This is a genomic window from Rhizobium aethiopicum (assembly GCF_014197535.1).
GTDB classification, from domain to species: domain Bacteria; phylum Pseudomonadota; class Alphaproteobacteria; order Rhizobiales; family Rhizobiaceae; genus Rhizobium; species Rhizobium aethiopicum_A.
The window spans coordinates 209,198-233,183 of the sequence record NZ_JACIFV010000004.1 but is presented as its reverse complement, the minus strand read 5'-3'; the positions used below and the strand labels follow the sequence as shown (position 1 = coordinate 233,183).

The following is a 23,986-nucleotide window of genomic DNA, read 5'->3' as shown; positions in this document are numbered from 1 at the left end:
GCGGGATTTCAATCCTCAAACCGTGGCGCTTTTTCGTCAAGCAGAGCATTGATCTCGGCAACGATGGACGGCGCTCGGCCGGGCTCCCCGAATACCGCCAGCCGCAGCGCCACGAACTCTGCTCCGGTCTCGGCGACGGCAAGAGCCGACGCCGGATCGGTGCCGCCCATGACGATGCAGGGGATTTCGATCATTGAGGCCCACCATTCGCCGAGCGCAAGGTTCTTGGGATGCGCCTCCGGCTTGATATCCCCATCGAGCTTGCCGAAGAAGATATAATCCGGCCTGACTTCGCCGATCTCCAGCGCATTGTGCCGGTCGCTCGCATTGCCGCCGCCGACGATCAGCTTCGGAGCGTGTTTGTCGATCGCCTCCGACAGTGCCTGCGCGCTGCTGGTTATATGCAGGCCATCGGCCTTCGCCCGTCCCGCCACACGGCTATCGCCTGCAATCAGCGCGGCGGCCCCCGCATCCTGGATCACCGGCACAAGCTTTTCGGCATGTTTCTGGAAGGCGCCGTCGTCGAGCCCGTATTGCGGCATGATGACGGAGGCGACATCGCCGCCCTTCAGCGCATCGGCGACGATTCTTGCCTGTTCATCGGCGTCGGCGATATCAGGGACGATGAGCACCAGGCGGCAGCGGTTTTCGGCTTCGGTCATGAGGTCTTTCCGTTTCCTGCGAATTCCCTTCTCGAAAGGACGGATCCGCACTCGTTTTGTGTGAGTAGTTCCGTTAGAGGAGGCTTGCAAGAGGAGGACGTCGAAAGCATGCCGCAGGACTTGTCATTCTACTATGCCGCCGTGCCCGCGGTTCTGCTTGTCGGCCTCGCAAAAGGCGGCATGGGCGACGCTTTGTCGCTGATCGGCCTGCCCTTTCTCGCCCTCGTCGTCTCGCCGCTCGAAGCGGCGGCGATCCTGCTGCCGATCCTGGTCTTCATGGACATGATCTCGCTCGTCATCTGGCGCAGGCATGGCGATTGGGCGACGCTGAAGATCATGCTGCCGGGCGCAATTCTCGGCATAGCCCTCGGCTGGGCAACCTCGGCGCTCGTTCCCGGCAACGTCCTGCGCGTCGTCATCGGCGCGGTGACGATCCTCTTCTGCCTGCGCTATTTCTGGAACAATTTCGGCCCGGGCGCCGGCAAGACGGTCCCGCCGCGTGGACAGCGGCCGGTCGCCGCCGGTCTCTGGGGAACGTTTTCCGGTTATGGCAGCTTCGTTGCCCATGCCGGCGGAGCGCCGTTCCAGATCTATGCCCTACCGCTCAAACTGGAGCCGCGCGAATATACCGGCACCAGCGTGCGCTTCTTCGCAATCCTCAACGCCATCAAGCTCATTCCCTACTTTGCCCTTGGCCAGCTCGACACACAGAACCTTGCGACCTCCGCCACGCTCTTGCCTTTCGCGCCGGTCGCCACTCTTGCCGGCGCCTGGTGCGTGCGGCGCATGAAGCCGCAGATCTTTTATCCCTTCATGTATACGATGGCGCTGATCGCGGCCCTTCTGATCATGCGCGAAGGCCTCGGCTGGTAAGCGCGGCAGCACGCTGCAATGCACAATTTCCTTGCTGCAACGGCCGGTTTGACGTAGCGTTTCTGCCATGTCGAACACGGACCCTTTCTCTGCGATTGCCGACCCGAACCGGCGCTTTCTGCTGGAGGAATTGCGGCGCGCGCCGCGGACGGTCAATGAGCTTGCCGAGGGGCTGCCGATCAGTCGTCCCGCTGTCTCGCAGCACCTGAAGGCACTGCTCGACAGCAATCTTGTCTCCGTGACATCGGAAGGTACGAAACGCATCTATGCGGTCAACAACCGCGGCTTTGACAAGCTCAATCTGTGGCTGGATCAGTTCTGGGCCTGACTCCCATGATGCCCTGACGCACTCATTATCACGCCATTGCTGCAAGCAGACGCAAACGCGCCAGCCGCGACGTCACAAAGCATCGGGCTGGCGCAATTCTGGTGTAATCACCGGTTCTTGCAAATTTTAGGCGGAATGGATGGATTTACCTCGTGCGCAAGATGATCGACCGGCGACCCTTGGGAAGATTAATGGACGGATGACTTGAGACGCTGAATCTCGTCCTTGATGCGCAGCTTGCGGCGCTTGCATTCGGCAATTTCTGTATCGGAGATCGAGGGAGCTGTTCTGAGTGCATGCAACTCCTCCTCAAGAGCGACATGCTTTTTGTGGAGTGATTCAAGATGAGCTTCAACTGTCATTTGACCCTTCCTTCCTCTTACCCTCCCCGACCATCGTCGTCGGGGATCAAGGTGTCAACGGGGCGGACTGTGACATATTTTTGACGGCTTGTCGAAGGCCAAAAGATGAAGAAGAGATGGCAAATTCATGATCAAGACTAACTAGCCGTTACCCGTATTTGGTGATAGGAGCTTGCGGAAATCATCGGCAGATCGGACAAGGTCCGAGGACGATAACGGGGAATGCATATGGCCGATCAGGAACAGGCGGAAATCAGGCTCATGGTGGCGCGTCTGCGCCAGGAGCACGAGGATTTCGACGCTGCGATCAACGCCATGATCGAGACCGGATGCGACGCTCTGCGAATCCAGCGCATGAAGAAGAAGAAGCTCGTTATTAAGGACAAGCTCTCCAAGCTGGAAGACCAGATCGTTCCCGATATCATTGCCTGAAAGGAACGGCCGCAGGATGACAGATAGACCCCTCGTCGCCATCATCATGGGCAGCCAATCCGATTGGGAGACCATGAAGAATGCGGCTGACACGCTGGAAGCGCTGGAAATCGCTTATGATGCGCGCATCATCTCAGCGCACCGTACGCCCGAGCGCATGATGAATTTCGCCAAGGGCGCGCGTGCGGAAGGCTTCAAGGTCATCATCGCCGGTGCTGGCGGCGCAGCACACCTGCCGGGCATGACAGCATCGATGACGCCGCTGCCGGTGTTCGGCGTGCCGGTCCAGTCGAAGACCATGTCCGGCCAGGACAGCCTTCTTTCCATCGTGCAGATGCCGGCCGGCATTCCGGTTGGGACCCTCGCCATAGGCAAGGCGGGTGCGGTCAACGCCGCTCTTCTCGCCGCTGCCGTGCTGGCCCTTTCCGACGAAGAGATTGCCGACAGGCTCGACGAATGGCGCGAGCGCCAGAGTGCTGCCGTCGCCGAATATCCAATGGACGACCAATGACCATAGGAACAATCGGCATTGTCGGCGGCGGCCAGCTCGGCCGCATGCTGGCCATCGCCGCCGCCAGATTGAATTTCCGCACTGTCGTCCTCGAGCCGCAGCTCGACTGCCCCGCCGCCCAACTGGCGAACCGGCAGATCGTCGCCGCCTATGACGATCCGGCGGCACTGGCCGAACTGGCAGACACCTGCGACGTCGTCACCTACGAATTTGAAAACGTGCCCGTCGCAGCCGCCGAAGCGCTCTCGGCAAGCATCGCCGTGTATCCGCCTGCCAAGGCGCTTGAGGCCGCCCAGGATCGGCTTGTCGAAAAACGCTTCCTCAACGGCTGCGGCATATCAACCGCTCGCTTTCATGCGGTCGACAGCCAGGCCGATCTCGAAACCGCGCTGAACGATTTCGGCGGCCAGGGCGTACTGAAGACCCGCCGGCTCGGTTATGACGGCAAGGGGCAGAAGGTTTTCCGCTCGCCCGCCGACAATCCTGACGGCGCCTATGCCGCGCTCGGGGCCGTGCCGCTCATCCTCGAGAGCTTCGTCGACTTCGAGCGCGAGGTCTCGATCATCGCGGCGCGTGCCGCGGATGGGACGGTCGTCTGCTTCGATCCCGCCGAGAATGTCCACCGCAACGGCATCCTCCACACCTCGACCGTTCCGGCCGCAATCTCGGCGACGACAGCGGAGGCCGCGCGTCAATCGGCCGAAAAGATTCTCGCCGCGTTGAACTATGTCGGCGTGATCGGCATCGAATTCTTCGTGCTCGCCGATGGCGGCCTGGTCGCCAACGAGATGGCGCCGCGCGTCCACAATTCCGGTCACTGGACGGAAGCCGCCTGCGTCGTCAGCCAGTTCGAGCAGCATATCCGCGCTGTTGCCGGCCTGCCGCTCGGCAATGGCGAGCGGCACTCCGACTGCGTCATGCAGAATTTGGTCGGCGACGATATCCTTGCCGTTCGCGACTGGCTGCAGCGTCCCGACACGCTGGTTCATCTCTATGGCAAGAGCGAGTGGCGCCCCGGCCGCAAGATGGGTCATGTCACGACATTGGCGCCGAAATTGCCGGTTTCGCAGTGAGAAACGCTCCTGCTGCCTGGGAAAAACACCGTCACGTGGTTGACACGCTGGAGGTGACGAGGTATCTGCACCCCCACCTAAAGAGCGCGCCCCGACGGCGCGCTTTTGATTGTTAAAGTTACGGGCGAATGTGAATTCCCCCATAGAGATCGCGGATCAGAAAAATGAAGATCAAGAATTCGCTCAAGTCGCTCAAGGCTCGTCACCGTGACAACCGTCTGGTTCGTCGCAAGGGCCGCATCTACATCATCAACAAGCTGAACCCGCGCTACAAGGCTCGCCAGGGCTGATTGCGCGAATCCGGATCGTGCGCCGCGCAGATTGCGCCGACGGACATCCGGTGTTCGCTGCGGTGATCACGTCTAATTTGTTTGATCTTCGGCGCTGGCGGACTAATATGTCCGCCATGCGCTTTTTTGCTTTGACGTCAGCGGTGCTGCCGCTCGCCTTCATCCTTTCCACCTCCCCGTTTCCGGCCGCCGCGGCGGAAAAGAACGTCATTGTCGAGCGGAAGGATGCCAATAGTTCGCCGAAGCAACGTCTCGATCAGCTCTTCAGCCAGCTGAAGCGCGAGCGTGATCCTGATAAGGCCAGCAGCATCGCCAATGAAATTCGTCTGGAATGGAATGATTCCGGCAGTGCGACCGTGAACCTGCTGATGCAATGGGCCGACAAGGCGATCGAGGAAAAGCGCAATCCCGCCGCTCTCGATTTCCTCGACGAGGCGATTGCCCTCAAGCCCGATTATGCCGAGAGCTGGAATCGCCGCGCCACGCTGAATTTCGTCATGGGCAATTACCGCAAGTCGATGTCCGACATCGAGCATGTGCTGAATATCGAGCCGCGCCATTTCGGCGCGCTCTCCGGCATGGCCGCGATCCTCAGCAATTCCGGCAATGATCAATTGACCCTGAAGGCTTGGGAACGGTTCCTCGATATCTATCCCGCCGATCGCACCGCGCAGGAGCAGGTCAACATGCTTGCGGAAAAACTCGCCGGCAATCGAACCTGAAACCGCTTCAACGAGCTTGATCTGCGGCCAGAGCGCACAATTTCAGAACTGTCGAGGGAATTTGACACGACCGTCCCCCGCAAAATCCATCGATTGTCGCCGTTAAGATCATGCTTGCCGAAGTTTCCGCTCTTCTCGCCCCGCTCGCCGCCGCCATCGGTTACTCCTCTTACAAGGCGCGGCAATTCGAACAGATCTATCCGAATATCGGCGAATTGACGGATGTCGGCGGCTACCGCATGAACGCCGTCCATGTCGAGCGTCCCGAACATGCGGATCTGCCGGCGCTCGTCTTCATTCACGGCGCCAGCGGCAATCTGCTCGATCAGCTCGTCGCCTTTCGCGCGCCGCTCGAAGGCCGGGCGGAAATGCTGTTCGTCGATCGTCCCGGGCACGGTTATTCCGAACGCGGCGGCCCTGAGAACGCGGTACCCTCGGGCCAGGCCGATGCAATCGCCCGACTGATGGAAAAGCGCGGCATCGAGAAGGCGATCATCGTCGGCCATTCCTTCGGCGGTGCGATCACCGCCGCCTTCGGCCTGCGCCACGCGGATAAGACCGCCGGCCTGCTCTTCCTCGCGCCGGCCACCCATCCGTGGCCCGGCGGCATCGACTGGTATTATCATGTGGCGACCGTGCCCGTCATCGGTTGGCTCTTCAACCACGCCATCGTCGTTCCGCTTGGACTGAGCCGGCTGGAGCGCGGCACGTTGAATGTCTTCCGTCCCAATCCACGCCCTGCCGACTACATTGAAAAAACCGGCCCGTCGCTGGTGCTGCGGCCGCGCACCTTCCACAACAATGCCGCCGATTTCAAAAGACTGCTCGCCTATGTGAAGGAGCAGTCGCCGCTCTATTCGCAGATCACCGCGCCGACCGTCATCATCACAGGCGACCGCGACGAGATCGTCTGGGAACACCTGCATTCGCGCGGCCTCGCCCGCGATATACCAGGCTCCGAACTCGTTACAGTCGGCGGCGTCGGTCACAAGCCGGATTATCTCGCCACCGACGTCGCCATCGCCGCCCTGGAAAAGATCGCCGGGGCGCCACGCGATCTGCAGGCGGCCGCCCGCCGCGCCGAAGAGAGGCTCGCCGCCTCTCTCCGCGATCAGGCGATCCAAATCCAGCCGTCGCTCATGCCCGGGGCTCTCCACGGCGTCTGATCTCTCCGGCGGCGTCCCTGTTGGACATTCGGCCGGCCTCCTCGAACAAAGCCTGCTCCTCGCATTGCCGCGCGCCGCAGCAGCCCCATATGTCTTTCCGTTGTTGTCCATAGGAGGGGAAATCATGGGCCGCCTGCATATCGGGACGATCTCCGTCATATCGGCATTGTCGCTAACTCTGACGACGGCCTTCGCGGCGTCGCCCGCACCAGTCGAAGCCGAGCACGGGATGGTCGTCACCGCCCAGCATCTGGCGACCGATGTCGGCGTCGAGGTGCTGAAGAGTGGCGGCAACGCCGTCGATGCGGCGGTCGCCGTCGGTTATGCACTGGCGGTCGTCTACCCCTCGGCCGGCAATCTCGGCGGCGGCGGCTTCATGACCATCCGCCTGAAAGACGGCACCAAGACCTTCCTCGATTTCCGCGAGCGCGCGCCGATCGCCGCGACGAAGACCATGTATCTCGATGCAAAGGGCGATATCGTGCCGCGGGCCAGCCTCGACGGCTACCTCGCCGTCGGTGTTCCCGGTTCCGTCATGGGCTTGGAGACGGCGCGCGAGAAATACGGCACCCGCCCCCGCGAGGATCTGATAGCGCCGGCGCTCCGCTTCGCCAGGGAAGGTTTCACGCTGGAACAGGGTGACGCGGCGATCCTTGCCGGCAGCGCCAAGCGCCTTGCCAAGGACGAGACGGCGGCGAAGATTTTCCTGAAACCGGACGGCAAGCCCTATGGCTCCGGCGAAAAGCTTGCGCAGCCGGATCTCGCTGCGGTCCTGGCGGCCATCTCGGAAAAAGGACCCGACGCCTTCTATAAGGCTGCCCCCGCCGAGGCGATCGTAAAAGCGAGCCAGGCCAAGGGCGGTATCCTTGCCAAGGAGGATTTCGAGCAATATGGCGTGCGCGAGCTGAATCCGATCGAGTGCAATTACCGCGGCTACGACATCATCTCCTCACCGCCTCCTTCCTCTGGCGGCGTCATCATCTGCGAGATCCTCAACGTCCTCGAAGGCTATCCGCTCTCCTATCTCGGCTACGCCTCGGCTGAAACCGTGCATGTGATGGTCGAGGCGATGCGCTACGCCTATGTCGACCGCAACGCAGCGCTCGGCGATCCCGATTTCATCGAGAACCCGGTCGAGAAAATGCTCGACAAGAGCTATGCCAAGGAGATCGCAGCAAAGATCGATCCCTACAGGGCCGGGACGTCGGCGAACCTGAAACCGCTCGGCGGCAAGGAGAGCAACGAGACGACCCATTATTCGATCATCGACGACGAGGGCAATGCGGTTGCCGTCACCTACACGCTGAACGGCTCCTTCGGCGCGGCGGTCGTGGCACCTGGAACCGGCGTTCTGCTCAACAACGAGATGGACGACTTCACCTCCAAGCCAGGCGTGCCCAACCTCTATGGCCTCGTGCAGGGCGAGGCGAACGCCATCGCCCCGAAGAAGACGCCGCTCTCCTCGATGAGCCCGACGATCGTCACCCGTGATGGCAAGCCCTTCATGGTGATCGGCAGCCCCGGCGGCTCGCGCATCATCACCATCACGCTGGAGGCGATTTTGAATGTCGTCGACTTCGGCATGGATATCAGCCAGGCGGTCAACGCGCCGCGGTTTCATCACCAATGGCAGCCCGACAGGGTCTATCTCGAGCCCTATGCGCTTTCGCCGGATACGGAAAAGACGCTTGCGGCGATGGGCTATAGCTTCGACGGCGGCAACGATGCGCCGCTCTGGGGCCAAGCCGCCGGCATCCTCGTCGGCGGCAAAAGCCTTGCCGCCATCGAAAAGGGCGGCGGCGCTCGTTACAATGGCGCCATGGACGCCCGCGCGACCGAAGGCTCGGCGGGCGGCTATTGACGATCGGCGAGCCGCCGGGCATAGGCGCAATGGTCATTCATGTCACGGTGACAAAGTCACCGTTCACAAACCGTTTGCCCCGTCCTATGCATGAGCGATCCCGCAAGCAGGACGATTTCCGAATGGTCAGCATTGAAATGATTGTTGCCGCCCGCGCTCGACTGCGCGGTCGTGCGCGCCGCACGCCGCTTCTTTCCTCCCCCTTCCTGAACGAGATCGCCGGCCGGCGCCTGTTCGTGAAGGCGGAATGTCTGCAGCATTCGGGTTCCTTCAAGTTTCGCGGCGGCTGGTCTGCCGTCTCCGGCCTCGACCCGGCGGTACGCGCGCGCGGCGTCATCGCCTTCTCCTCGGGTAATCATGCGCAGGGCGTCGCCCTTGCCGCCAAGCTGCACGGGGTGCCCGCCGTCATCATCATGCCGAGCGATGCGCCGAAGCTGAAGATCGCCAACACCCGCGCCTTCGACGCCGAAGTCGTGCTCTACGACCGCGCCAGGGAGGATCGCGACGAGATCGGCGCCCGGCTCTCCGCCGAGCGCGGCCTGACGCTGATCAAGCCTTTCGACGAACCGCTTGTCATCGCCGGCCAGGGCACGACTGGTCTCGAAATCTCCGAACAGGCGGACGAAGAAGGTGTAACGGAAGCCGAGGTGCTCGTTCCCTGCGGTGGCGGCGGACTGACGTCTGGCATCGCGCTCGCCCTCGAGGCCAGCGCCCCCGGCTTTCGCGTCCGTCCGTGCGAGCCCAGGGACTTCGACGATACCACCCGCTCGCTCGCCTCCGGCAGGATCGAGCGCAACGCCTCTCTGTCGGGTTCGATCTGCGATGCGATCATCACGCCGGAGCCGGGCAAGATCACCTTCCCTATCTTGAAGCGCCTCGCCGGCGCCGGCATCGTCGTCACCGACGACGAGGCGCTGCGCGCCATGGCGCTCGCCTTCGTCAGGCTGAAGATCGTCGTCGAGCCGGGCGGCGCCGTGGCGCTGGCTGCCGCTCTTTTCCATGGCGAGGCGCTGGAAAGCGATACGGTCATCGCCGTCACCTCTGGCGGCAATGTCGATGCCGACATCTTCGCCATGGCGTTGGAACGCTTCGGCTGAATAACAGGGCGGCTTCATTGTGATGGGGCCCTGCGTTCGCAGAGGCAATCGAGATATCAGCCTGCCATACCGTGCAGCGCGCCATGCACGGACTGTAGAACCAGCTCGCCAAGCCGCGCCGCAGCCGGTTGCAGCTCAGCTTCGGCTCTATGCAGCACCAGGCCGAGCTTCGGCAGCTCAGGCAGGCCGAGTGCCTCTGGCGCGAGCGCCCGGACCTTTGCCGGCAGGCCGATCGGCGTGCGGATGGTCAAACCGAGGCCGGCCGCCGTCGCTGCCCAGAGGCCGCCGAGACTGGGACTGACGAAGGCGAGCCGCCAGGAAATGCCCGCCGCGTCGAGCGCCCTGGTCGCCGCACTGCGCAACAGGCACGGCGCCTCCAGCGACGCAAGCGGCATCGGCTCGCCGCTTGCCGCATGCCAGCCGGGCTGTCCCTCGGCAGGGCCGATCCAGCACATCGGCACTTCGCCGATGCGCTCGCAATGCGCCGACAGTGTCCCGTCGCTCCAGGCAAGCGCCAGATCGAGCTTGCCTGAGGTGACCCGCTCGAGCAGTTCGGCATTGCGCACCACCCGCGCCTCGATGCGGACTTTCGGGTGGGCGCGCGCGAAACGGCCGAGCACCTCAGGCAGCAAGGTCTCGCCGAAATCCTCCTGCAGACCGAGCCGCACCCAGCCTTCCAGCTCGACGCTGTGCACGGCCGCCGCCGCCTCATCATTGAGCTCCAGCAACCGTCTGGCATAACCGAGCATCGTTTCGCCGGCATCGGTCAGCGCCAGCCCGCGGCCCGCCTTGCGGAAGATTGGCGTGCCCGCCTGTTCCTCCAGCTTCTTCAGCTGCGCGCTGACCGCTGACGTCGAACGCCCGAGCTTTTCTGCGGCCCTGGCGAAATTCCCGAGCTCCATGCCGGTCGAAAAGGTCCGAAGCACATCGAGATCGAAGATCGTCCGCCGCATTATATAATTCCAATTTTCGGGACAGTTGATCCATAAAATTCTGATTTTCAGCATCATCCTGTGCTGCGATGATGCTGTTGTCAAGGCCGCCGGACGGCCCGAACCATGGAGATCCCAATGCCCTTCGTCCGCATCTCTCTTCGCAAAGGCAAGTCACAGGAATATCTCGCAGCGCTTGCCGACAACGTCCAGCGCGCGCTGGTCGAGACCTTCGACGTGCCGGAGAACGACCGCTTCCAGGCCATCCATCAGCATGATGAGAATGAGCTGATCTTCGACCGCAGCTATCTTGCCGGCCCGCGCTCGGACGATTTCGTCTATATCTCGGTCACGATCGGCCGGCCGCGAACGGCGGAGATGAAGGCAGCGCTGTATCGGCGGCTTGCCGAGCTGCTGGCCCAATCGCCGGGCTTGCGGCCGCAAGACGTGATGATCGTCGTCAGCACCAGCGCGCCTGAGGACTGGTCCTTCGGCAACGGAATCGCCCAAATGACCGATCCGGACTGGCGGCTGCAAGTAGCCGGAGGCCGGCAATGAGCGCTTCGAACCCGAAATCGATGACCGTCAGGCGGCCTGGTAAGGTGACCCGCTCGCCCGAAGGCGTGGCAACCGCGCCCTTCTGGGTTGAGATGCTGCTCGAAGGCACCGACGGCGAAAATACCGCGATGCGCGCCACGCTCGATCCGGGCACCATCACCCGCTGGCACACCCATCCCAAGGGGCAGTTGCTCTATGTCGTTGCGGGACAGGGTCTGGCACAGAACGAGGGCGGTTCGGTTGAGGAATTGCGTGCCGGCGATGCGGTCTGGTTTGCGCCCGGCGAACGCCACTGGCATGGCGCCGCCGATGACAGCCCGCTCACCTATATCAGCATCCAGCCGGCGGAAAATGGCAGCTTTGTCGAATGGCTGGATCCAGTGGAGGCACGGCCATGATCGCTATGCAATACAGCTTTACCCTGCCGGCCGATTACGACATGTCGATCATCGACCGCCGCATCCGCGACAAGGGGCCGCTGCTCGACGGCTTCCCCAATCTCGGTTTCAAAGCCTATCTCAGCGCCCGCACCAGCGAATTCGGCAGCCGCGACAATCTGTATGCGCCCTTCTACCTCTGGCGGAGGCCGGAACGGGCAGGCGACTTCCTCTGCGGCACGGGTTTCCAGGCGCTCACCAGGGCCTTCGGCTGGCCGCAGGTGAAGACCTGGATCGTATGGGAGGCGCAAATCTCGCCCCATATCGCCGCTGCCGCGTTCGCAACCCGCAATATTCTGCAGACGGAACCCCACGCACCGCTTGCCGATCTCCGCCGGGCCGAAAGCGCAGAGGCCGAAGCCGATCTGGCGGCAGGCGCACTCGCCTCCGTCTCCGGCTTCGAACCGACGACATGGACCCGCATACGCTTCAGCTTATGGCGAGAGCCTCCCGAGATCGGCGATGATGCACAGACCTATCGCGTCGGCCATATGTCCTTGGCCCGATGAGTTTAGGCGGTGGCCCGACGGTAAAAGGCAAGCGACCCGGCAAGAGCGAGCAGCGCGCCGCCGCAGGCCCGTTCCAGCCATAAGGCGCCTGACGTTTTCAGGAAACGGACCGCCTGCGAGCCGAAGAAAGCGTAACCGAACATGATGATGAAATCGAGCACAGCGAAGACAAGGGCGAGCAGCATATACTGCGCCGTCTGCGGCTGAGTGGGATCGATGAACTGCGGCAGAAAGGCGGAGAAGAAGAGATAGCCCTTCGGGTTCGTCGCCGCGACCATGAAGCTCTTCAGCCCGATCGAAAAGGTCGATCTCATGGCCGCCTCATCGGATTTCAGTGCCGCATCGATCGTGCCCTTCGAGCGCAAGAGCATGATGCCGAGAAAGGCGAGATAGGCAGCACCCGCCCATTTCAGTATCGAGAACCAGAATTCCGATGCCGCAAGCAGCGCGCCGAGTCCGACAGCCACAGCGCCGATCAGAACGAAATCCGAAAGAACCGCGCCGACCATGCCGGCGATCGCGCGGCGCAGCCCATGCCGAGAACCATTTGTCAACGCCAGCAGCACTGTCGGCCCTGGTGTGGCGATACCGACGAAGGAAACGGCCGCAAAAGCCAAAAGAGTGACGACATCCATGGTGATCCCTCCAAACCCGGAGATCGAGACTTGCATGCGACGCATCCCTTGGCAATGCCTCGTCACATGAACGAAAAAAGCCCGCCGCCTTTTCAGGCAGCGGGCTTCATCACGGATGCGATCGGATCAGATACCGCTCTGGCCGTCCGAACCAATATAAGCGATGCGGAGCATGTTGGTGGCGCCGGGCGTGCCGAGCGGCACGCCGGCCGAGATGATGATGCGATCGCCCGGCTTGCCGAACCCTTCGTCGGCGACGATGCGGCAGGCGCGGTTGACCATGTCGTCGAGATCGGTCGCATCATGGGTGACGACGCAATGCAGGCCCCAGACGACGGCAAGCCGGCGCGCCGTCTTGATGATCGGCGACAATGCCAAGATCGGCACCTGCGGACGCTCGCGCGAGGCGCGAAGCCCCGTCGTGCCGGACGAGGTGTAGCAGACGATCGCCGACAGCTTCAGCGTTTCGGCGATCTGGCGCGCGGCAAGCGAGATCGCATCGGCGCCGGTCGCTTCCGGCTGGGCGCGCTGGGCATAGATAATGCCGGGATAATGCGGCTCACGCTCGATGGCGGTGGCAATCGAGGCCATGGTCGAGACGGCTTCGACCGGATAGTCGCCCGAGGCCGATTCGGCCGAGAGCATGACGGCATCCGCACCTTCGAAGACGGCGGTCGCGACGTCGGACACTTCGGCGCGCGTCGGCACCGGCGCCGAGATCATCGATTCCAGCATCTGCGTGGCGACAACCACCGGCTTGCCCGAACGACGGCAGGCGCGGATCAGCTGTTTCTGGATGCCGGGAACCGATTCAAGCGGCATTTCGACGCCGAGATCGCCGCGGGCGACCATCAAGGCATCGGAAAGCTCGATGATCTCTTCGATGCGCTCGAGCGCCTGCGGCTTTTCGATTTTCGACATCAGGCCGACACGGCCGCGGGCGATCTTGCGCACCTCGGCAAGGTCGTCCGGACGCTGGACGAAGGACAGTGCCACCCAGTCGACATCGTCAGTCGCGAGCACGGCGTCGAGATCGGAACGGTCCTTGTCGGTCAGTGCGCCGACGCCGAGCAGCGTGTCCGGAAGGCTGACGCCCTTGCGGTCGGAGATGCGCGTGCCCGAAATAACGGTCGTGACGATACTCTTGCCGTCGCATTTTTCTGCGCGCAGGGCGAGCTTGCCGTCATCGATCAACAGGCGGTGGCCAGGCTGCACCGATTCCAGGATCTCGGGATGCGGCAGATAGACGCGGTTCTGGTCGCCGAGCGCTTCATTGTTGTCGAGCGTGAAGGTCTGGCCGGGCTTCAGGTCGACCTTGCTGTCGGTAAACTTGCCGACGCGCAGCTTCGGTCCCTGCAGATCGGCGAGAATGCCGATCGGCCGGCCTGAGCGCGCCTCGACCGAGCGGATCCGCTGGATGAGCGTTCGCATCAGGTCGTGGCTCGCATGGCTCATATTGATGCGGAAGACGTCGGCACCGGCCTGGTGCAGCTTCTCGATCATCGATTCCTCGGCGGAGGCGGGCCCGAGGGTGGCGAGGATTTTAATTTTGCGATTACGCTTCATCAATTCTGACTTTCTTGCGTCCCTGGGGTGTCGGAGAGTTGAACCATCCAGCTGCCCTGGCGGCCCGTGTCATATTCCTTGAATCCCATCTTCTGGTAACCCCGGGCATAACAATCCTGTACGCCCGAGATCTTGAATTCGTTTTCCGCCACGCACATCTGCACGTCCCCCGTCCACCGTCCTCCTCGGGCGGCGTCCTCTGCGTAGAGGTAATAATAGCGCGACTGCAATTCGCCCTCGATCAGCGTGGCGCAGGTCGTTGCCGGCACCTGCCACCAACCCTCCGTGATCCAGCCGTCCTTGGCCCTGTATCCGATTGCCACCCCAACCAGATTTTGCGTTCCGTTGCAGACGCGAAAATCGGCGCGTGCGGCATCTGCGATGAAGAACGGCATGGCGGCTGCAAGAGCAAACAGGGCGAGTCGGACCAGCGGTCCGGACCGCGTGAGGAAACTTGGCGCGGCTTGAATCAACACGGCTCCCAAATAGCTCCACGGTTATTCATGTCCGTGTCTTCTTGCGCCGCCCTCATCCGAAAGTCAACGCAATGCTAATCGATTATATTCCCTTTCATAACCGCCCGCGGAGGCTCATATCCGCTCTCTTCGCCTGTCGCGCTTGAACCGGTCGCGGGCGCATGCAATCACTGGGCGCGACTGCGCAATGGCCAACGGCAAATTCCTTCATGGACGACTTTCAATCCTTCGAAATCCTACCTGGAAAACATGACAAAGGCATGGTGATCCTCGCCGATCACGCGATGAACCGCCTTCCCGCCCGGTATGAAAGGCTCGGCCTGCCCGAGTCTGCCTTCTCCCGCCACATCGCCTACGACATCGGCATCGAGGGCCTGACACGACAGCTTTCGGCGAGGCTCGGCGTACCGGCAGTGCTCGGCGGTTTCTCGCGCCTGCTGATCGACCCGAACCGCGGCGAGGACGATCCGACGCTGATCATGAAGATCTCGGACGGCGCCGTCATATCAGGCAATCACCCGATCACGCCGCAGGAATGGAATTACCGGATCGAAGCCTTTCATCGCCCCTATCACAATGCCGTGGCAGGCACGATCGACACGGTGGCGAATAGCGCCGGCAAGGCACCGCTGGTGCTGTCGCTGCACTCTTTCACGCCGGCGTGGAAGAGCATTCCCCGACCCTGGCACGCCGCGGTCCTCTGGGACAGCGACCGGCGCGCCGTCGGCCCGCTGCTCGACATGCTGCGGGCCGATTCCGATCTCGTCGTCGGCGACAACGAGCCCTATGATGGCGCTCTGAAGGGCGATACCATGTACCGCCATTGCATGGTGACCGGCATTCCGCATGCCCTGCTCGAAGTGCGTCAGGATTTGATCGCGGATGAAGCCGGCATATCGGCATGGGCCGAGCGCCTGGCGCCGATTTTTGCAGCGATGAATGCGGATCCGGCCCTGCACGAATACGACGTCCATCCGTCGCGCACCGGCCCCTATTGAGGTCCACGGAATGAAAGGAGAGCGAGATGACCGCGCTCAGCAAGGAACAACAGACCGAATTCGAAGCCGCCGCCTTCCGTCGTCTGGTCGCGCATCTTCGTGACCGCAGCGACGTCCAGAACATCGATCTGATGAACCTGGCCGGCTTCTGCCGCAACTGCCTGTCGAACTGGTATCGCGAGGCCGCCGAGGCCGAAGGTGTTCCGGTCAGCCGGGACGAATCGCATGAGATGATCTACGGCATGCCCTACGAGGACTGGAAAACCCTCCACCAGAAGGAGGCCTCGCCTGTGCAAAAGGCCGCTTTTGAGCTGAACAAGCCACACAAATAGTCCGCTTGGCCTTTAACAGGCTTGACCGTGACGCCGCTTCGCGGCAGTCACGTGCATCCCGAATTGATCACCGGAAAATCAGGAGAACACGATGTCTGATGCTCATGGCGTCGCCCGCGATCAGCTTCGCGCTTTCATCGAGCGCATTGAACGGCTGGAAGAAGAAAAGAAGACCATCGCAGACGACATCAAGGACGTCTATGGCGAAGCCAAGGGAATGGGCTTCGATACCAAGATCCTGAAGAAGGTCGTGGCGCTGCGCAAGAAGGACGAGCAGGAGCGCATGGAGGAGGAAGCAATCCTCGACACCTATCTGCACGCACTCGGCATGATCGAGGCGCCGCCGGAAGGCTGATTCGCCGACATCGCTGCTTTCGAAAGCCGCCGCCTCCGGCGGCTTTTCTTTTACGCCGGATCCTGCTGGCCGACCAACTGTCCAACCGCTCAAACAGTGAAAAGAAAACCGCCGGATCACTCCGGCGGTTTTTCGGTCTGACCAGATCGGCAGACTTAGTTCGTGTTGAACTTGCGCACTTCCATGAAGTTGACGGCCGTGCCGCTGAAGCGGGCCGGATCAACCGAGGCGGTCTTGACGTTGAAGCCCTCGGCATAGACAGCGGTCGGTTGGGCGCGCATCGTCTGGCTGACGAAGCGCGGCGCCTTGACCTGCTTGGACGCCATTTCGAGACGGGCATTGGTCAGCGCCCACTGCGAGATCATCTTCTGCGTCAGCTTCGGCTCGGTACGCACTGTCGTGCGGCTGGCATCGGCTGCGGCGGCTTCCTTCTGCGTCGGGCGGCCGCCCTTGACCGGAAGGGGCTGCGGCGCGGAGCTCTCGGCAGCTGGGGCGTCGAAAGCGTCACCGAAGCTTGCCGATTTCGTCGCCGGCGCCAAGGCAGCGAGCTGCAATGACGGCTTTTCGGCGGCCGCCTTTTGCGGCATCGCGGCGGCGATTGCCTGCTCTACGCTCATTTGAGGCTCATGCGAGGCGACTTGGCTTTCCGTATCCTTGTTCTGCTGCTCGAGCGCGTCGGCGATGGCGGGAGACAGGCCGCCATCCTGATCGGCCTCGTCTGCCTCCGCTTCCGGATCGGCATCCGCCGCCGCAAGCAGATTTTCGGCAACGGCAGGGCGCTCGACCGGAGTGGGAACCGGCATTCCGTTCTGGATGTTCGGATCGACCGACGCGACCTCAGCGTCACCAGGCGCGCGGCGCTGGCCGAGAAGCGAGGGAACGGGAATGCTGTAAGCGCTGAGATCGGCGAATTGCTGTGGCTGGGCCTGATCGGCCGGAAGCGCCGCGGCAAGGGCCTGCTGCGCGGCGTTACCCGAAGACGGCGCCACCAGTGCGCTGGCCATCTCGCTGCCGGCCGGCTGGTTGCTGAAGGCCGGGCGAACCTGCGGCACCGGCGCGTTCAGGGCTGCGACCTCGGTCTGCTGCGGCTCGGCAGGAGCAGGCTCGGCCTTCGGCGGCGTCGCCTTGGCGACAGCAACGGGAGCCGAATCGTCGGAATCATCTTCCTGTTCGTCCGCCCCGCCGCCAAACAGCGCTGCAAACAGCGTCTTGTGTTTCGGCGCCGATTCGGAAGCGCTGGCGATCTCGATCTGCGTGCCGCTGACGCGGCGCTTGTAATCGGCCATCGCCTGCTGATAGCCGGGCAGCGGCTTGCCGTCGGCCGGGATATGAATGGTGTTGCCGTTCGGGAAAAGCCGGACGAGCTCGTCGCGGCTCATGCGCGGCCAGGCGCGAACGCCGCCGACATCCATGTGCACGAAGGGCGAACCGGATTTCGGATAGAAGCCGACGCCGCCGATCTGCATCTTCATGCCGATGGCCCTGAGCGTCGCGAGTTTGACGTCGGGAATGAAGAAGTCCATCGCCTTGCCGAGCATGTGCTGGCTCTTTTCGGCGACGCCGGAATTGCGCGAGCGGCCGCGCAGCATCTCGTTGGTACCTGGCGAACGGAAACCGCAGACGACGTTGATATAATCCCTGGAACCGCTCTGGCGGTAGACTTCCCAGATCAAGTCGAACAGGCGCGGGTCCATCTTCGTCGGCTGGTTCTTGCGCCAGTCGCGCAGGAAGCGGTTCAGCTGCTCCAGACCCTTGGGGTCGAACTTGCCGTTGCGCTTATAGGTGATGACAGCTTTTTCGCCGGTATGGATAAAATAAAGCTTGAGGCTGCGGGTGTCGCCTGCCGCCTCAGAAGGTGTACTGACGAATACCGGTGAGGAAACCGCGAGCGCAAGAAGGGCGGCCGCTGCCGTCCTTACTGCCTTTCCGCAGATGTCGGCGCACAACAAGCGCCAGCTCAAGCGCGAAGGCTTGGAATTCCCATTCAGATTCGGCAACTCGATCCCCGTCAGACAGACAATGTCCCGTACTGTCTCAGATGACTGTCAAATGCGGTCACACGATGGCAAAAATGCCACACATGATCAACCTTTTCTTTACATAGTGAACGAGCCACTAACAAGTGGTTTATGATCAGTAACAAATCGTGGTTGCCCGAGTCTTAATAAATGGGTCCTAAGCCGCATCTTTCTGGGGATTATCGGGATCTATGCCGTAATCTTTGAGCTTGCGATAAAGTGTGGACCGGCCGATGCCAAGTTTGCGCGCTACTTGACTCATCTGCCCGCGATAGAATTTGAGTGCGAATCGGATGAGCTCCTCCTCAACGTCGGCAAGTTTGCGCACGTCTCCGGAGGGATTGACGCTGGCAATGGCGTTTTCGGAAGTCTCCGACAGGCGGTGGTGCACCTCACCCGGCATCGGCGCCCGGTATTCCTCGCCATAAGCTTCATCTGGGTCGAGGCCGGTATTGTCGGCAACGAGCGCCAGGTGATCCACCACTTCATATTCCGGAAGCTGGGCGGCGATCTGCGGGAAATCCGCCTCCGTCAGCTCCGGCCCTTCGGCGAGAACGACCGCACGGAAGATCGCGTTTTCGAGCTGGCGAATGTTGCCCGGCCAGTCATAGGCGGTCAGCAGCGCCAGCGTGCCTGAATTCACGGTCATGCGGCGGCCGTTCTTCTGCTCGCTGGAGAAGCGGTCGGTAAAGACGCGCACCAGATGCGGGATGTCTTCCTTGCGCTTGCGCAGCGCCGGAATGGTAATCGGGAAGACGTTGAGGCGGTAATAGAGATCCTCGCGGAAATGGCCGTTCTTGACCTCTTCGATCAAATCCTTGTTGGTCGCCGAGATCAGCCGGACATTGACCTTGTGCGCGGTGCGCGCGCCGACCGTCTCGATCTCGCCCTGCTGCACGGCGCGCAGCAGTTTCACCTGCACTTCGAGCGGTAAGTCGCCGATCTCGTCGAGGAAGATGGTGCCGCCATCGGCTTCCATGAATTTGCCGATGTGACGTTCGGTCGCGCCGGTAAAGGCGCCCTTCTCATGGCCGAAGAGAATGCTCTCGACGAGATTATGCGGGATCGCCCCGCAATTGACGGTGACGAACGGCTTATTGGAGCGGTCGCCGCCGGACTGGATGGCGCGCGCCACCAGCTCCTTGCCGACGCCGGATTCGCCTTCGAGCACGACCGGGATGTTCGATTGCGCCGCCCGCTGGGCGAGATCGATGACGCGGATCATCGCCGGGCTGGCCGAGACGATGTCGTCGAACCCGACGGAGCCCGAGCGCGACCGGCGTCCAGCCCGCGCCTTCACCTCGCGCTGGTCGAGCTTCATGGCGTTGGAAATCGAGGTGGCGATCCGTTCGGGCGAGACCGGCTTGACGACGAAATCGAAGGCGCCGGCGCGCATCGCCTGCACCACGGTCTCGATGCCGCCCTGGCCCGTCTGCACGATGACGGGGATCTGCGTGCCGAATTCATGAAGCGCATCGAGAAATTCGAGGCCGGTCATCTCGGGCATCATCAGGTCGAGCACGATGACGTTGAAAAGGCCGCTGTCGCGTTTGACCATTTCCAGGCCGATGCGGCCGTTTTCCGCCTGGTGCACGACATGGCCGTGACGCTCGATTGCGTTCTTGAGCAGGCGGCGCTGCACCGGGTCGTCCTCGACCACGAGAATTTGCCCTGCTCCCTTGAGCTCATTGTAACCGGTCATTGTCGCTCCACTTCATGCGAAACCATGAAGCGCACTCTGGCAGAAAGGCTTGAACATCCAGTTTTGAGAAATAATTGCATTTTAACGATTGCGAAGACCCGATTTCGTGCCGAAGCGAGGCCTTTCACGCGCCGAAAGGCCCTTGATGCGGGGGCCTCTCGCGCTTATTCAAACAGACCTGTTATAATGTGGAGAGGAATTGCGCCCATGAAAATCGAGCCCCTGCACGCCGGCTTTTTTTTCTCGCCAGCAGCGCCAGCCGGGGCGGCGGCCGATCCGGCGCTCGGCGACCTGCCGATCTGGAAACTGCAGGATCTTTATCCCTCCGCCACGTCGACCGCCTTCGTCGCCGACATGGAAAAGGCCGGCAAGGCCGCGATCGCTTTCGAAGAAAAGTGGAAGGGCAAACTCACTGAAGCAGCAGTGAAGACCGGCACGGAAGGCATCGGCGCGGCGCTGAAGGAATATGAGGCGCTTGACGATATCATGGGCCGCCTCGGCTCCTTTGCCGGCCTCACCTATTTTTCCGACACCACCAATCCGGCCAACGGCAAGCTCTACGGCGACGTCCAGGCAAAGATCACCGAATTCTCCGGCCATCTCCTGTTCTTCGCGCTCGAGCTGAACCGGATCGACGACGCCGTCATCGATGCTTGCATGGCCAAGGACCCCGATGCCGGCCATTATCGCCCCTGGCTGATCGACCTGCGCAAAGATAAGCCTTATCAGCTCGACGACAGGCTGGAGCAGCTCTTCCTCGAGAAGTCGATGACATCGGCCTCCGCCTTCAATCGCCTCTTCGACGAAACCATGGCGGAGCTTCGCTATGAGATCGATGGCGAGAAAGTGCCGCTCGAGGTGGCACTGAACATGCTGCAGGAGAAGGATCCGGAAGTGCGCCGCAAGGCGGCCATGGCGCTCGCCGAAACCTTCAAGGCGAATATCCGCATCTTCACGCTGATCACCAATACGCTTGCCAAGGACAAGGATATCTCCGACCGCTGGCGCGGCTTCGAGGATATCGCCGACTCCAGGCATCTGGCAAACCGCGTCGAGCGCGAGGTTGTCGACGCCTTGGCCGCAGCCGTCCGGGAAGCCTATCCCCGCCTTTCGCACCGCTATTATAAAATGAAGGCGAAATGGCTCGGCATGGAGCAGATGAGTTTCTGGGACCGCAACGCGCCCCTTCCGGAAACGTCCAGCGCCGTGATCTCCTGGTCGGACGCGAAGGACACGGTGCTCTCGGCTTACGGCAGTTTCGCCCCCGAGATGGCCGATATCGCCAGGCGCTTCTTCGACGAGCAATGGATCGATGCCCCGGTTCGCCCGGGCAAGGCGCCTGGCGCCTTTGCTCATCCAACGGTTCCCTCGGCCCACCCTTACGTGCTCGTCAATTATATGGGAAAACCGCGCGACGTCATGACGCTTGCCCATGAACTCGGCCACGGTGTCCATCAGGTTCTCGCCGGGGCCCAAGGCGCGCTGATGTGCCAGACGCCGCTGACGCTGGCCGAAACCGCTTCCGTCTTCGGCGAGATGCTGACCTTCCGCGCGCTCCTGGAAAAGACCACCGACAGGCGCGAGCGCAAGGCGATGCTTGCCCAGAAGGTCGAGGACATGATCAACACGGTCGTGCGCCAGATTGCCTTCTACGAATTCGAGCGCAAGCTGCACACCGCCCGCAAGGCTGGCGAACTCACCGCCGACGACATCGGCGAGCTCTGGCTCTCCGTCCAGTCGGAAAGCCTCGGGCCGGCGATCAATATTTCAGAAGGCTACGAGACCTATTGGGCCTATATCCCCCACTTCATCCATTCGCCCTTCTATGTCTACGCCTATGCCTTCGGCGATTGCCTGGTCAATTCGCTCTATGCCGTCTACCAGACGGCCGAGAAGGGCTTCCAGGAGAAGTATTTCGAACTGCTGAAGGCCGGCGGCACCAAGCATCATTCTGAACTCTTGAAGCCTTTCGGCCTCGACGCCACCGATCCGTCGTTCTGGAGCCAGGGCCTGTCGATGATCGAAGGGCTGATTGATGAGTTGGAAGCGCTAGATAAGGGGTGAATTCTCGTCGCCAGGAGCGGAGAGGCAGCAACGAGTCTCTTCTCCCCTCGGGGAGAAGGTGCCGGCAGGCGGATGAGGGGGCGACATAGTAGAACCTGTCCTTCGCACATGCTCAGGACGTCGCTTCGCTCCCCCCCTCATCTGCCCTTCGGCATCTTCTCCCCCGCGGGGAGAAGGGAAAATACCTCGCCCTCCCAATCGCATCTTGAGTGATGAGGAGCAGAACAAACCGAAAGCGTTGCGTGGCCGACGAACCCTTTATCCTCTTCCGCGACGACACTTCAGGCCAGGTGATGCTTTTCGCCGAACCGGCGGAGATCATCCTTGCCAGGACGCGCGCCGAGTTCTTTGCAGGTCTTGTTCGGATGGAAGAGGCCAAGGCCGAGGGCAAATGGCTTGCAGGCTACATGGCCTACGAGGCTGGATATTTCTTCGAAGAAAAACTTGCGTCCTTTGCCGGAGAAGGTCGCGAAACGCCGCTCCTCTGTTTCGGCGTCTTCGATGCTCCGCAGCCGGATACACATCCGCTTGCCCAGCCGAAACAGCGTCTCGAAAACGAGGAATTCCTCACCGCACCGAAGGCCGCTTGGGATTTCCCTATATATAAAGAGCGTTTCGATCGTCTTCACGAGCACCTGCGGCTCGGCGACGCCTATCAGGCGAACCTTACCATGCCGGTCGAAGCCCGCTGGAGCGGCGATCCCCGTGCCGCCTTCTGGTCGCTGATCGAACGCCAGCCGGTCAAATACGGCGCACTGGTCGATCTCGGCGGTCCGGTCATCCTGTCGCGTTCACCCGAACTCTTCTTCCGCACAGATGAGCAAGGTTGGATCGAAACCCATCCAATGAAAGGCACGGCAAAGCGCGGCGAAACCGCTGCCGAGGATGCTGAAATCATCGCGGCCATGCGGGCAGACATCAAGACCCAGGCCGAAAACCGCATGATCGTCGACCTCCTGCGCAACGACATCTCCCGCATCACCGAGGTCGGCACGCTCGATGTCCCGAAGCTGTTCGACGTCGAGACCTATCCGACCGTCCACCAAATGGTCAGCCATGTGCAGGCCAGACTGCGCCCCGGACTATCGATCCGCGACATCTTTGCCGCCCTCTTCCCCTGTGGGTCGATCACCGGTGCCCCGAAGATACGGGCGATGGAAATCCTGCACGCCCTCGAGGATACGCCACGCGACGCCTATTGTGGGGCGATCGGCATGATCTCGCCGACCGGCGCCATGCGTTTTTCCGTCGCCATCCGCACCGTCACGCTTTTCGACGGCGGCAAAGCGGTCTTCAATGTCGGCGGCGGCATCGTCTTCGACTCCACCGCCGAAGCCGAATATGAGGAATGCCTGCTCAAGGCCCGCTTTGCGGTCGGCGACCAGTGGATCGCGCGATGACAGATTTTTCGCTGATCGAGACGTTGCGCTGGCAGCCCGGCGAAGGCTTCACCCGTCTGCGCCTGCATCTGGCCCGGCTTTCCCGGTCCGCCCGTCGACTCGGTTTTCCGCAACCGACCGATGCGCAAACAAAGCTCGAAGCAGCCGTTGCCGGCGCTGGCGGCCCGCTGCGCGTCCGCCTGACCTTCGACCCGCAAGGCGAGATCGAGGTGACGAGCGCGCCGTTCGTCCCACTGGCGCCGGAGACCGTTTGGAGCGTCCGTATCGCCAAGACCCGCCTCCACTCCGCCGACAGGCTGCTGCGCGTCAAGACCACACGGCGCACCGTCTACGAGACCGCCCGCGCCGAATATGCTCAGGCGGAAGCCGACGAGGTCATCCTCTTGAACGAGCGCGACGACGTCTGCGAGGGCACCATCACCTCCATCTTTCTCGACGACGGAAGCGGCATTCTGCGTACTCCGCCGATCTCCTGCGGCCTGCTCGCCGGCGTGCTGCGCACCGAATTCATCTGTGGGCGCAAGGCTCGCGTCGGCCGTCTGACACTTGCCGATCTCGATGCCGGCACGCTTTATGTCGGCAACTCGCTGCGTGGACTGATCCGCGCAAATCTCCTCGGGAATTGAT

Annotated in this window: 27 protein-coding genes; 19 read left to right on the top strand and 8 right to left on the bottom strand. The window is 62.0% G+C overall.

Going from position 1 to position 23,986, the window contains the following annotated elements; all coding sequences use genetic code 11:
- Positions 1-8 precede the first annotated feature (8 nt).
- The gene (locus GGD53_RS08460; protein ID WP_184455021.1) at positions 9-662 is read right to left on the bottom strand and encodes a thiamine phosphate synthase; all 654 of its coding nucleotides are present in this window, start codon (positions 660-662) and stop codon (positions 9-11) included.
- Between the two features lie 108 nt (positions 663-770).
- Between GGD53_RS08460 and GGD53_RS08455 the strand changes: the two genes are divergently transcribed.
- Together GGD53_RS08455 and GGD53_RS08450 are read left to right on the top strand one after the other, a co-directional pair.
- Positions 771-1,535: a sulfite exporter TauE/SafE family protein gene (locus tag GGD53_RS08455; protein WP_184455020.1), complete on the top strand. Its 765-nt coding sequence runs from the start codon at positions 771-773 to the stop codon at positions 1,533-1,535.
- A 67-nt stretch (positions 1,536-1,602) separates the two neighbouring features.
- Positions 1,603-1,863, top strand: a complete 261-nt coding sequence (locus GGD53_RS08450; RefSeq protein WP_003552646.1) for an ArsR/SmtB family transcription factor — start codon at positions 1,603-1,605, stop codon at positions 1,861-1,863.
- A 188-nt stretch (positions 1,864-2,051) separates the two neighbouring features.
- On the opposite strand, the gene GGD53_RS08445 is transcribed toward GGD53_RS08450, so the two are convergent.
- Positions 2,052-2,225: a YdcH family protein gene (locus tag GGD53_RS08445; RefSeq protein WP_064804872.1), complete on the bottom strand. Its 174-nt coding sequence runs from the start codon at positions 2,223-2,225 to the stop codon at positions 2,052-2,054.
- A 228-nt stretch (positions 2,226-2,453) separates the two neighbouring features.
- Between GGD53_RS08445 and GGD53_RS08440 the strand changes: the two genes are divergently transcribed.
- The 8 genes from GGD53_RS08440 (at position 2,454) to GGD53_RS08405 (ending at position 9,377) form a co-directional block, all read left to right on the top strand.
- A complete protein-coding gene (locus GGD53_RS08440; protein WP_010028538.1) occupies positions 2,454-2,657 on the top strand; it encodes a YdcH family protein in 204 nt (67 codons plus the stop codon).
- A gap of 16 nt (positions 2,658-2,673) precedes the next feature.
- Positions 2,674-3,168, top strand: coding sequence for a 5-(carboxyamino)imidazole ribonucleotide mutase (gene purE / locus GGD53_RS08435; protein WP_064811306.1), 495 nt, complete (start codon positions 2,674-2,676; stop codon positions 3,166-3,168).
- A complete protein-coding gene (locus tag GGD53_RS08430; RefSeq protein ID WP_184455019.1) occupies positions 3,165-4,241 on the top strand; it encodes a 5-(carboxyamino)imidazole ribonucleotide synthase in 1,077 nt (358 codons plus the stop codon). The genes purE and GGD53_RS08430 overlap by 4 nt, the downstream gene beginning before the upstream one ends.
- Positions 4,242-4,405: 164 nt before the next feature.
- Positions 4,406-4,531 carry a type B 50S ribosomal protein L36 gene (ykgO, locus tag GGD53_RS08425; RefSeq protein WP_003582204.1) on the top strand — a complete coding sequence of 42 codons (126 nt, stop codon included), beginning with the start codon at positions 4,406-4,408 and terminating at the stop codon, positions 4,529-4,531.
- 107 nt (positions 4,532-4,638) lie between these two features.
- A complete protein-coding gene (locus tag GGD53_RS08420; RefSeq protein ID WP_184455018.1) occupies positions 4,639-5,253 on the top strand; it encodes a tetratricopeptide repeat protein in 615 nt (204 codons plus the stop codon).
- Positions 5,254-5,363: 110 nt separating this feature from the next.
- Positions 5,364-6,419 carry an alpha/beta fold hydrolase gene (locus GGD53_RS08415; RefSeq protein ID WP_184455017.1) on the top strand — a complete coding sequence of 352 codons (1,056 nt, stop codon included), beginning with the start codon at positions 5,364-5,366 and terminating at the stop codon, positions 6,417-6,419.
- Between the two features lie 124 nt (positions 6,420-6,543).
- Positions 6,544-8,280 (top strand): gamma-glutamyltransferase, encoded by a 1,737-nt coding sequence (ggt, locus tag GGD53_RS08410; protein WP_184455016.1) that lies wholly within the window; start codon positions 6,544-6,546, stop codon positions 8,278-8,280.
- Positions 8,281-8,402: 122 nt separating this feature from the next.
- The gene (locus GGD53_RS08405) at positions 8,403-9,377 is read left to right on the top strand and encodes a threonine ammonia-lyase (RefSeq protein WP_184455015.1); all 975 of its coding nucleotides are present in this window, start codon (positions 8,403-8,405) and stop codon (positions 9,375-9,377) included.
- 56 nt (positions 9,378-9,433) lie between these two features.
- On the opposite strand, the gene GGD53_RS08400 is transcribed toward GGD53_RS08405, so the two are convergent.
- Positions 9,434-10,330, bottom strand: a complete 897-nt coding sequence (locus tag GGD53_RS08400; protein WP_184455014.1) for a LysR substrate-binding domain-containing protein — start codon at positions 10,328-10,330, stop codon at positions 9,434-9,436.
- Positions 10,331-10,447: 117 nt separating this feature from the next.
- Here GGD53_RS08400 and GGD53_RS08395 point away from each other — a divergent pair, with 117 nt between their 5' ends.
- The 3 genes from GGD53_RS08395 to GGD53_RS08385 are packed head-to-tail and all read left to right on the top strand — an operon-like array spanning position 10,448 to position 11,813.
- The gene (locus GGD53_RS08395) at positions 10,448-10,867 is read left to right on the top strand and encodes a tautomerase family protein (RefSeq protein ID WP_184455013.1); all 420 of its coding nucleotides are present in this window, start codon (positions 10,448-10,450) and stop codon (positions 10,865-10,867) included.
- Entirely contained in the window at positions 10,864-11,265 is a 402-nt protein-coding gene (locus GGD53_RS08390) for a cupin domain-containing protein (protein WP_184455012.1), read from the top strand. Before GGD53_RS08395 ends, GGD53_RS08390 begins: the two co-directional genes overlap by 4 nt.
- Positions 11,262-11,813, top strand: a complete 552-nt coding sequence (locus GGD53_RS08385) for a DUF4865 family protein (protein ID WP_184455011.1) — start codon at positions 11,262-11,264, stop codon at positions 11,811-11,813. The genes GGD53_RS08390 and GGD53_RS08385 overlap by 4 nt, the downstream gene beginning before the upstream one ends.
- 2 nt (positions 11,814-11,815) lie before the next feature.
- Here the strand turns inward: GGD53_RS08385 and GGD53_RS08380 are convergent, their stop codons facing one another.
- The 3 genes from GGD53_RS08380 to GGD53_RS08370 all read right to left on the bottom strand — a co-directional run bounded on the left by GGD53_RS08380 (position 11,816) and on the right by GGD53_RS08370 (position 14,499).
- The gene (locus GGD53_RS08380; protein WP_184455141.1) at positions 11,816-12,448 is read right to left on the bottom strand and encodes a LysE family translocator; all 633 of its coding nucleotides are present in this window, start codon (positions 12,446-12,448) and stop codon (positions 11,816-11,818) included.
- Between the two features lie 126 nt (positions 12,449-12,574).
- Positions 12,575-14,014 (bottom strand): pyruvate kinase, encoded by a 1,440-nt coding sequence (pyk, locus tag GGD53_RS08375; protein WP_184455010.1) that lies wholly within the window; start codon positions 14,012-14,014, stop codon positions 12,575-12,577.
- Positions 14,014-14,499, bottom strand: coding sequence for a DUF1036 domain-containing protein (locus GGD53_RS08370; protein ID WP_011426762.1), 486 nt, complete (start codon positions 14,497-14,499; stop codon positions 14,014-14,016). The genes pyk and GGD53_RS08370 overlap by 1 nt, the downstream gene beginning before the upstream one ends.
- 200 nt (positions 14,500-14,699) lie before the next feature.
- Here GGD53_RS08370 and GGD53_RS08365 point away from each other — a divergent pair, with 200 nt between their 5' ends.
- The 3 genes from GGD53_RS08365 (at position 14,700) to GGD53_RS08355 (ending at position 16,175) form a co-directional block, all read left to right on the top strand.
- On the top strand, positions 14,700-15,488 hold the full coding sequence (locus GGD53_RS08365) for an N-formylglutamate amidohydrolase (protein WP_184455009.1): 789 nt from the start codon (positions 14,700-14,702) through the stop codon (positions 15,486-15,488).
- A 26-nt stretch (positions 15,489-15,514) separates the two neighbouring features.
- Positions 15,515-15,820, top strand: coding sequence for a DUF1244 domain-containing protein (locus GGD53_RS08360; protein WP_184455008.1), 306 nt, complete (start codon positions 15,515-15,517; stop codon positions 15,818-15,820).
- Positions 15,821-15,911: 91 nt separating this feature from the next.
- Positions 15,912-16,175, top strand: a complete 264-nt coding sequence (locus GGD53_RS08355) for a DUF2312 domain-containing protein (protein WP_008533181.1) — start codon at positions 15,912-15,914, stop codon at positions 16,173-16,175.
- Between the two features lie 155 nt (positions 16,176-16,330).
- Here GGD53_RS08355 and GGD53_RS08350 read toward each other — a convergent pair whose 3' ends face one another.
- Complete coding sequence (locus tag GGD53_RS08350) at positions 16,331-18,172, bottom strand: DUF882 domain-containing protein (RefSeq protein WP_184455007.1); 1,842 nt, start codon at positions 18,170-18,172, stop codon at positions 16,331-16,333.
- Positions 18,173-18,350: 178 nt separating this feature from the next.
- On the bottom strand, positions 18,351-19,895 hold the full coding sequence (locus GGD53_RS08345) for a sigma-54-dependent transcriptional regulator (protein WP_184455006.1): 1,545 nt from the start codon (positions 19,893-19,895) through the stop codon (positions 18,351-18,353).
- Positions 19,896-20,102: 207 nt separating this feature from the next.
- On the opposite strand from GGD53_RS08345, the gene GGD53_RS08340 reads away from it, so the two are divergent.
- The 3 genes from GGD53_RS08340 to GGD53_RS08330 all read left to right on the top strand — a co-directional run bounded on the left by GGD53_RS08340 (position 20,103) and on the right by GGD53_RS08330 (position 23,985).
- Complete coding sequence (locus GGD53_RS08340; protein ID WP_184455005.1) at positions 20,103-21,959, top strand: M3 family oligoendopeptidase; 1,857 nt, start codon at positions 20,103-20,105, stop codon at positions 21,957-21,959.
- A 293-nt stretch (positions 21,960-22,252) separates the two neighbouring features.
- A complete protein-coding gene (locus GGD53_RS08335) occupies positions 22,253-23,359 on the top strand; it encodes an aminodeoxychorismate synthase component I (RefSeq protein WP_246717724.1) in 1,107 nt (368 codons plus the stop codon).
- The gene (locus GGD53_RS08330; protein ID WP_184455003.1) at positions 23,356-23,985 is read left to right on the top strand and encodes an aminotransferase class IV family protein; all 630 of its coding nucleotides are present in this window, start codon (positions 23,356-23,358) and stop codon (positions 23,983-23,985) included. Before GGD53_RS08335 ends, GGD53_RS08330 begins: the two co-directional genes overlap by 4 nt.
- Position 23,986: the final 1 nt, after the last annotated feature.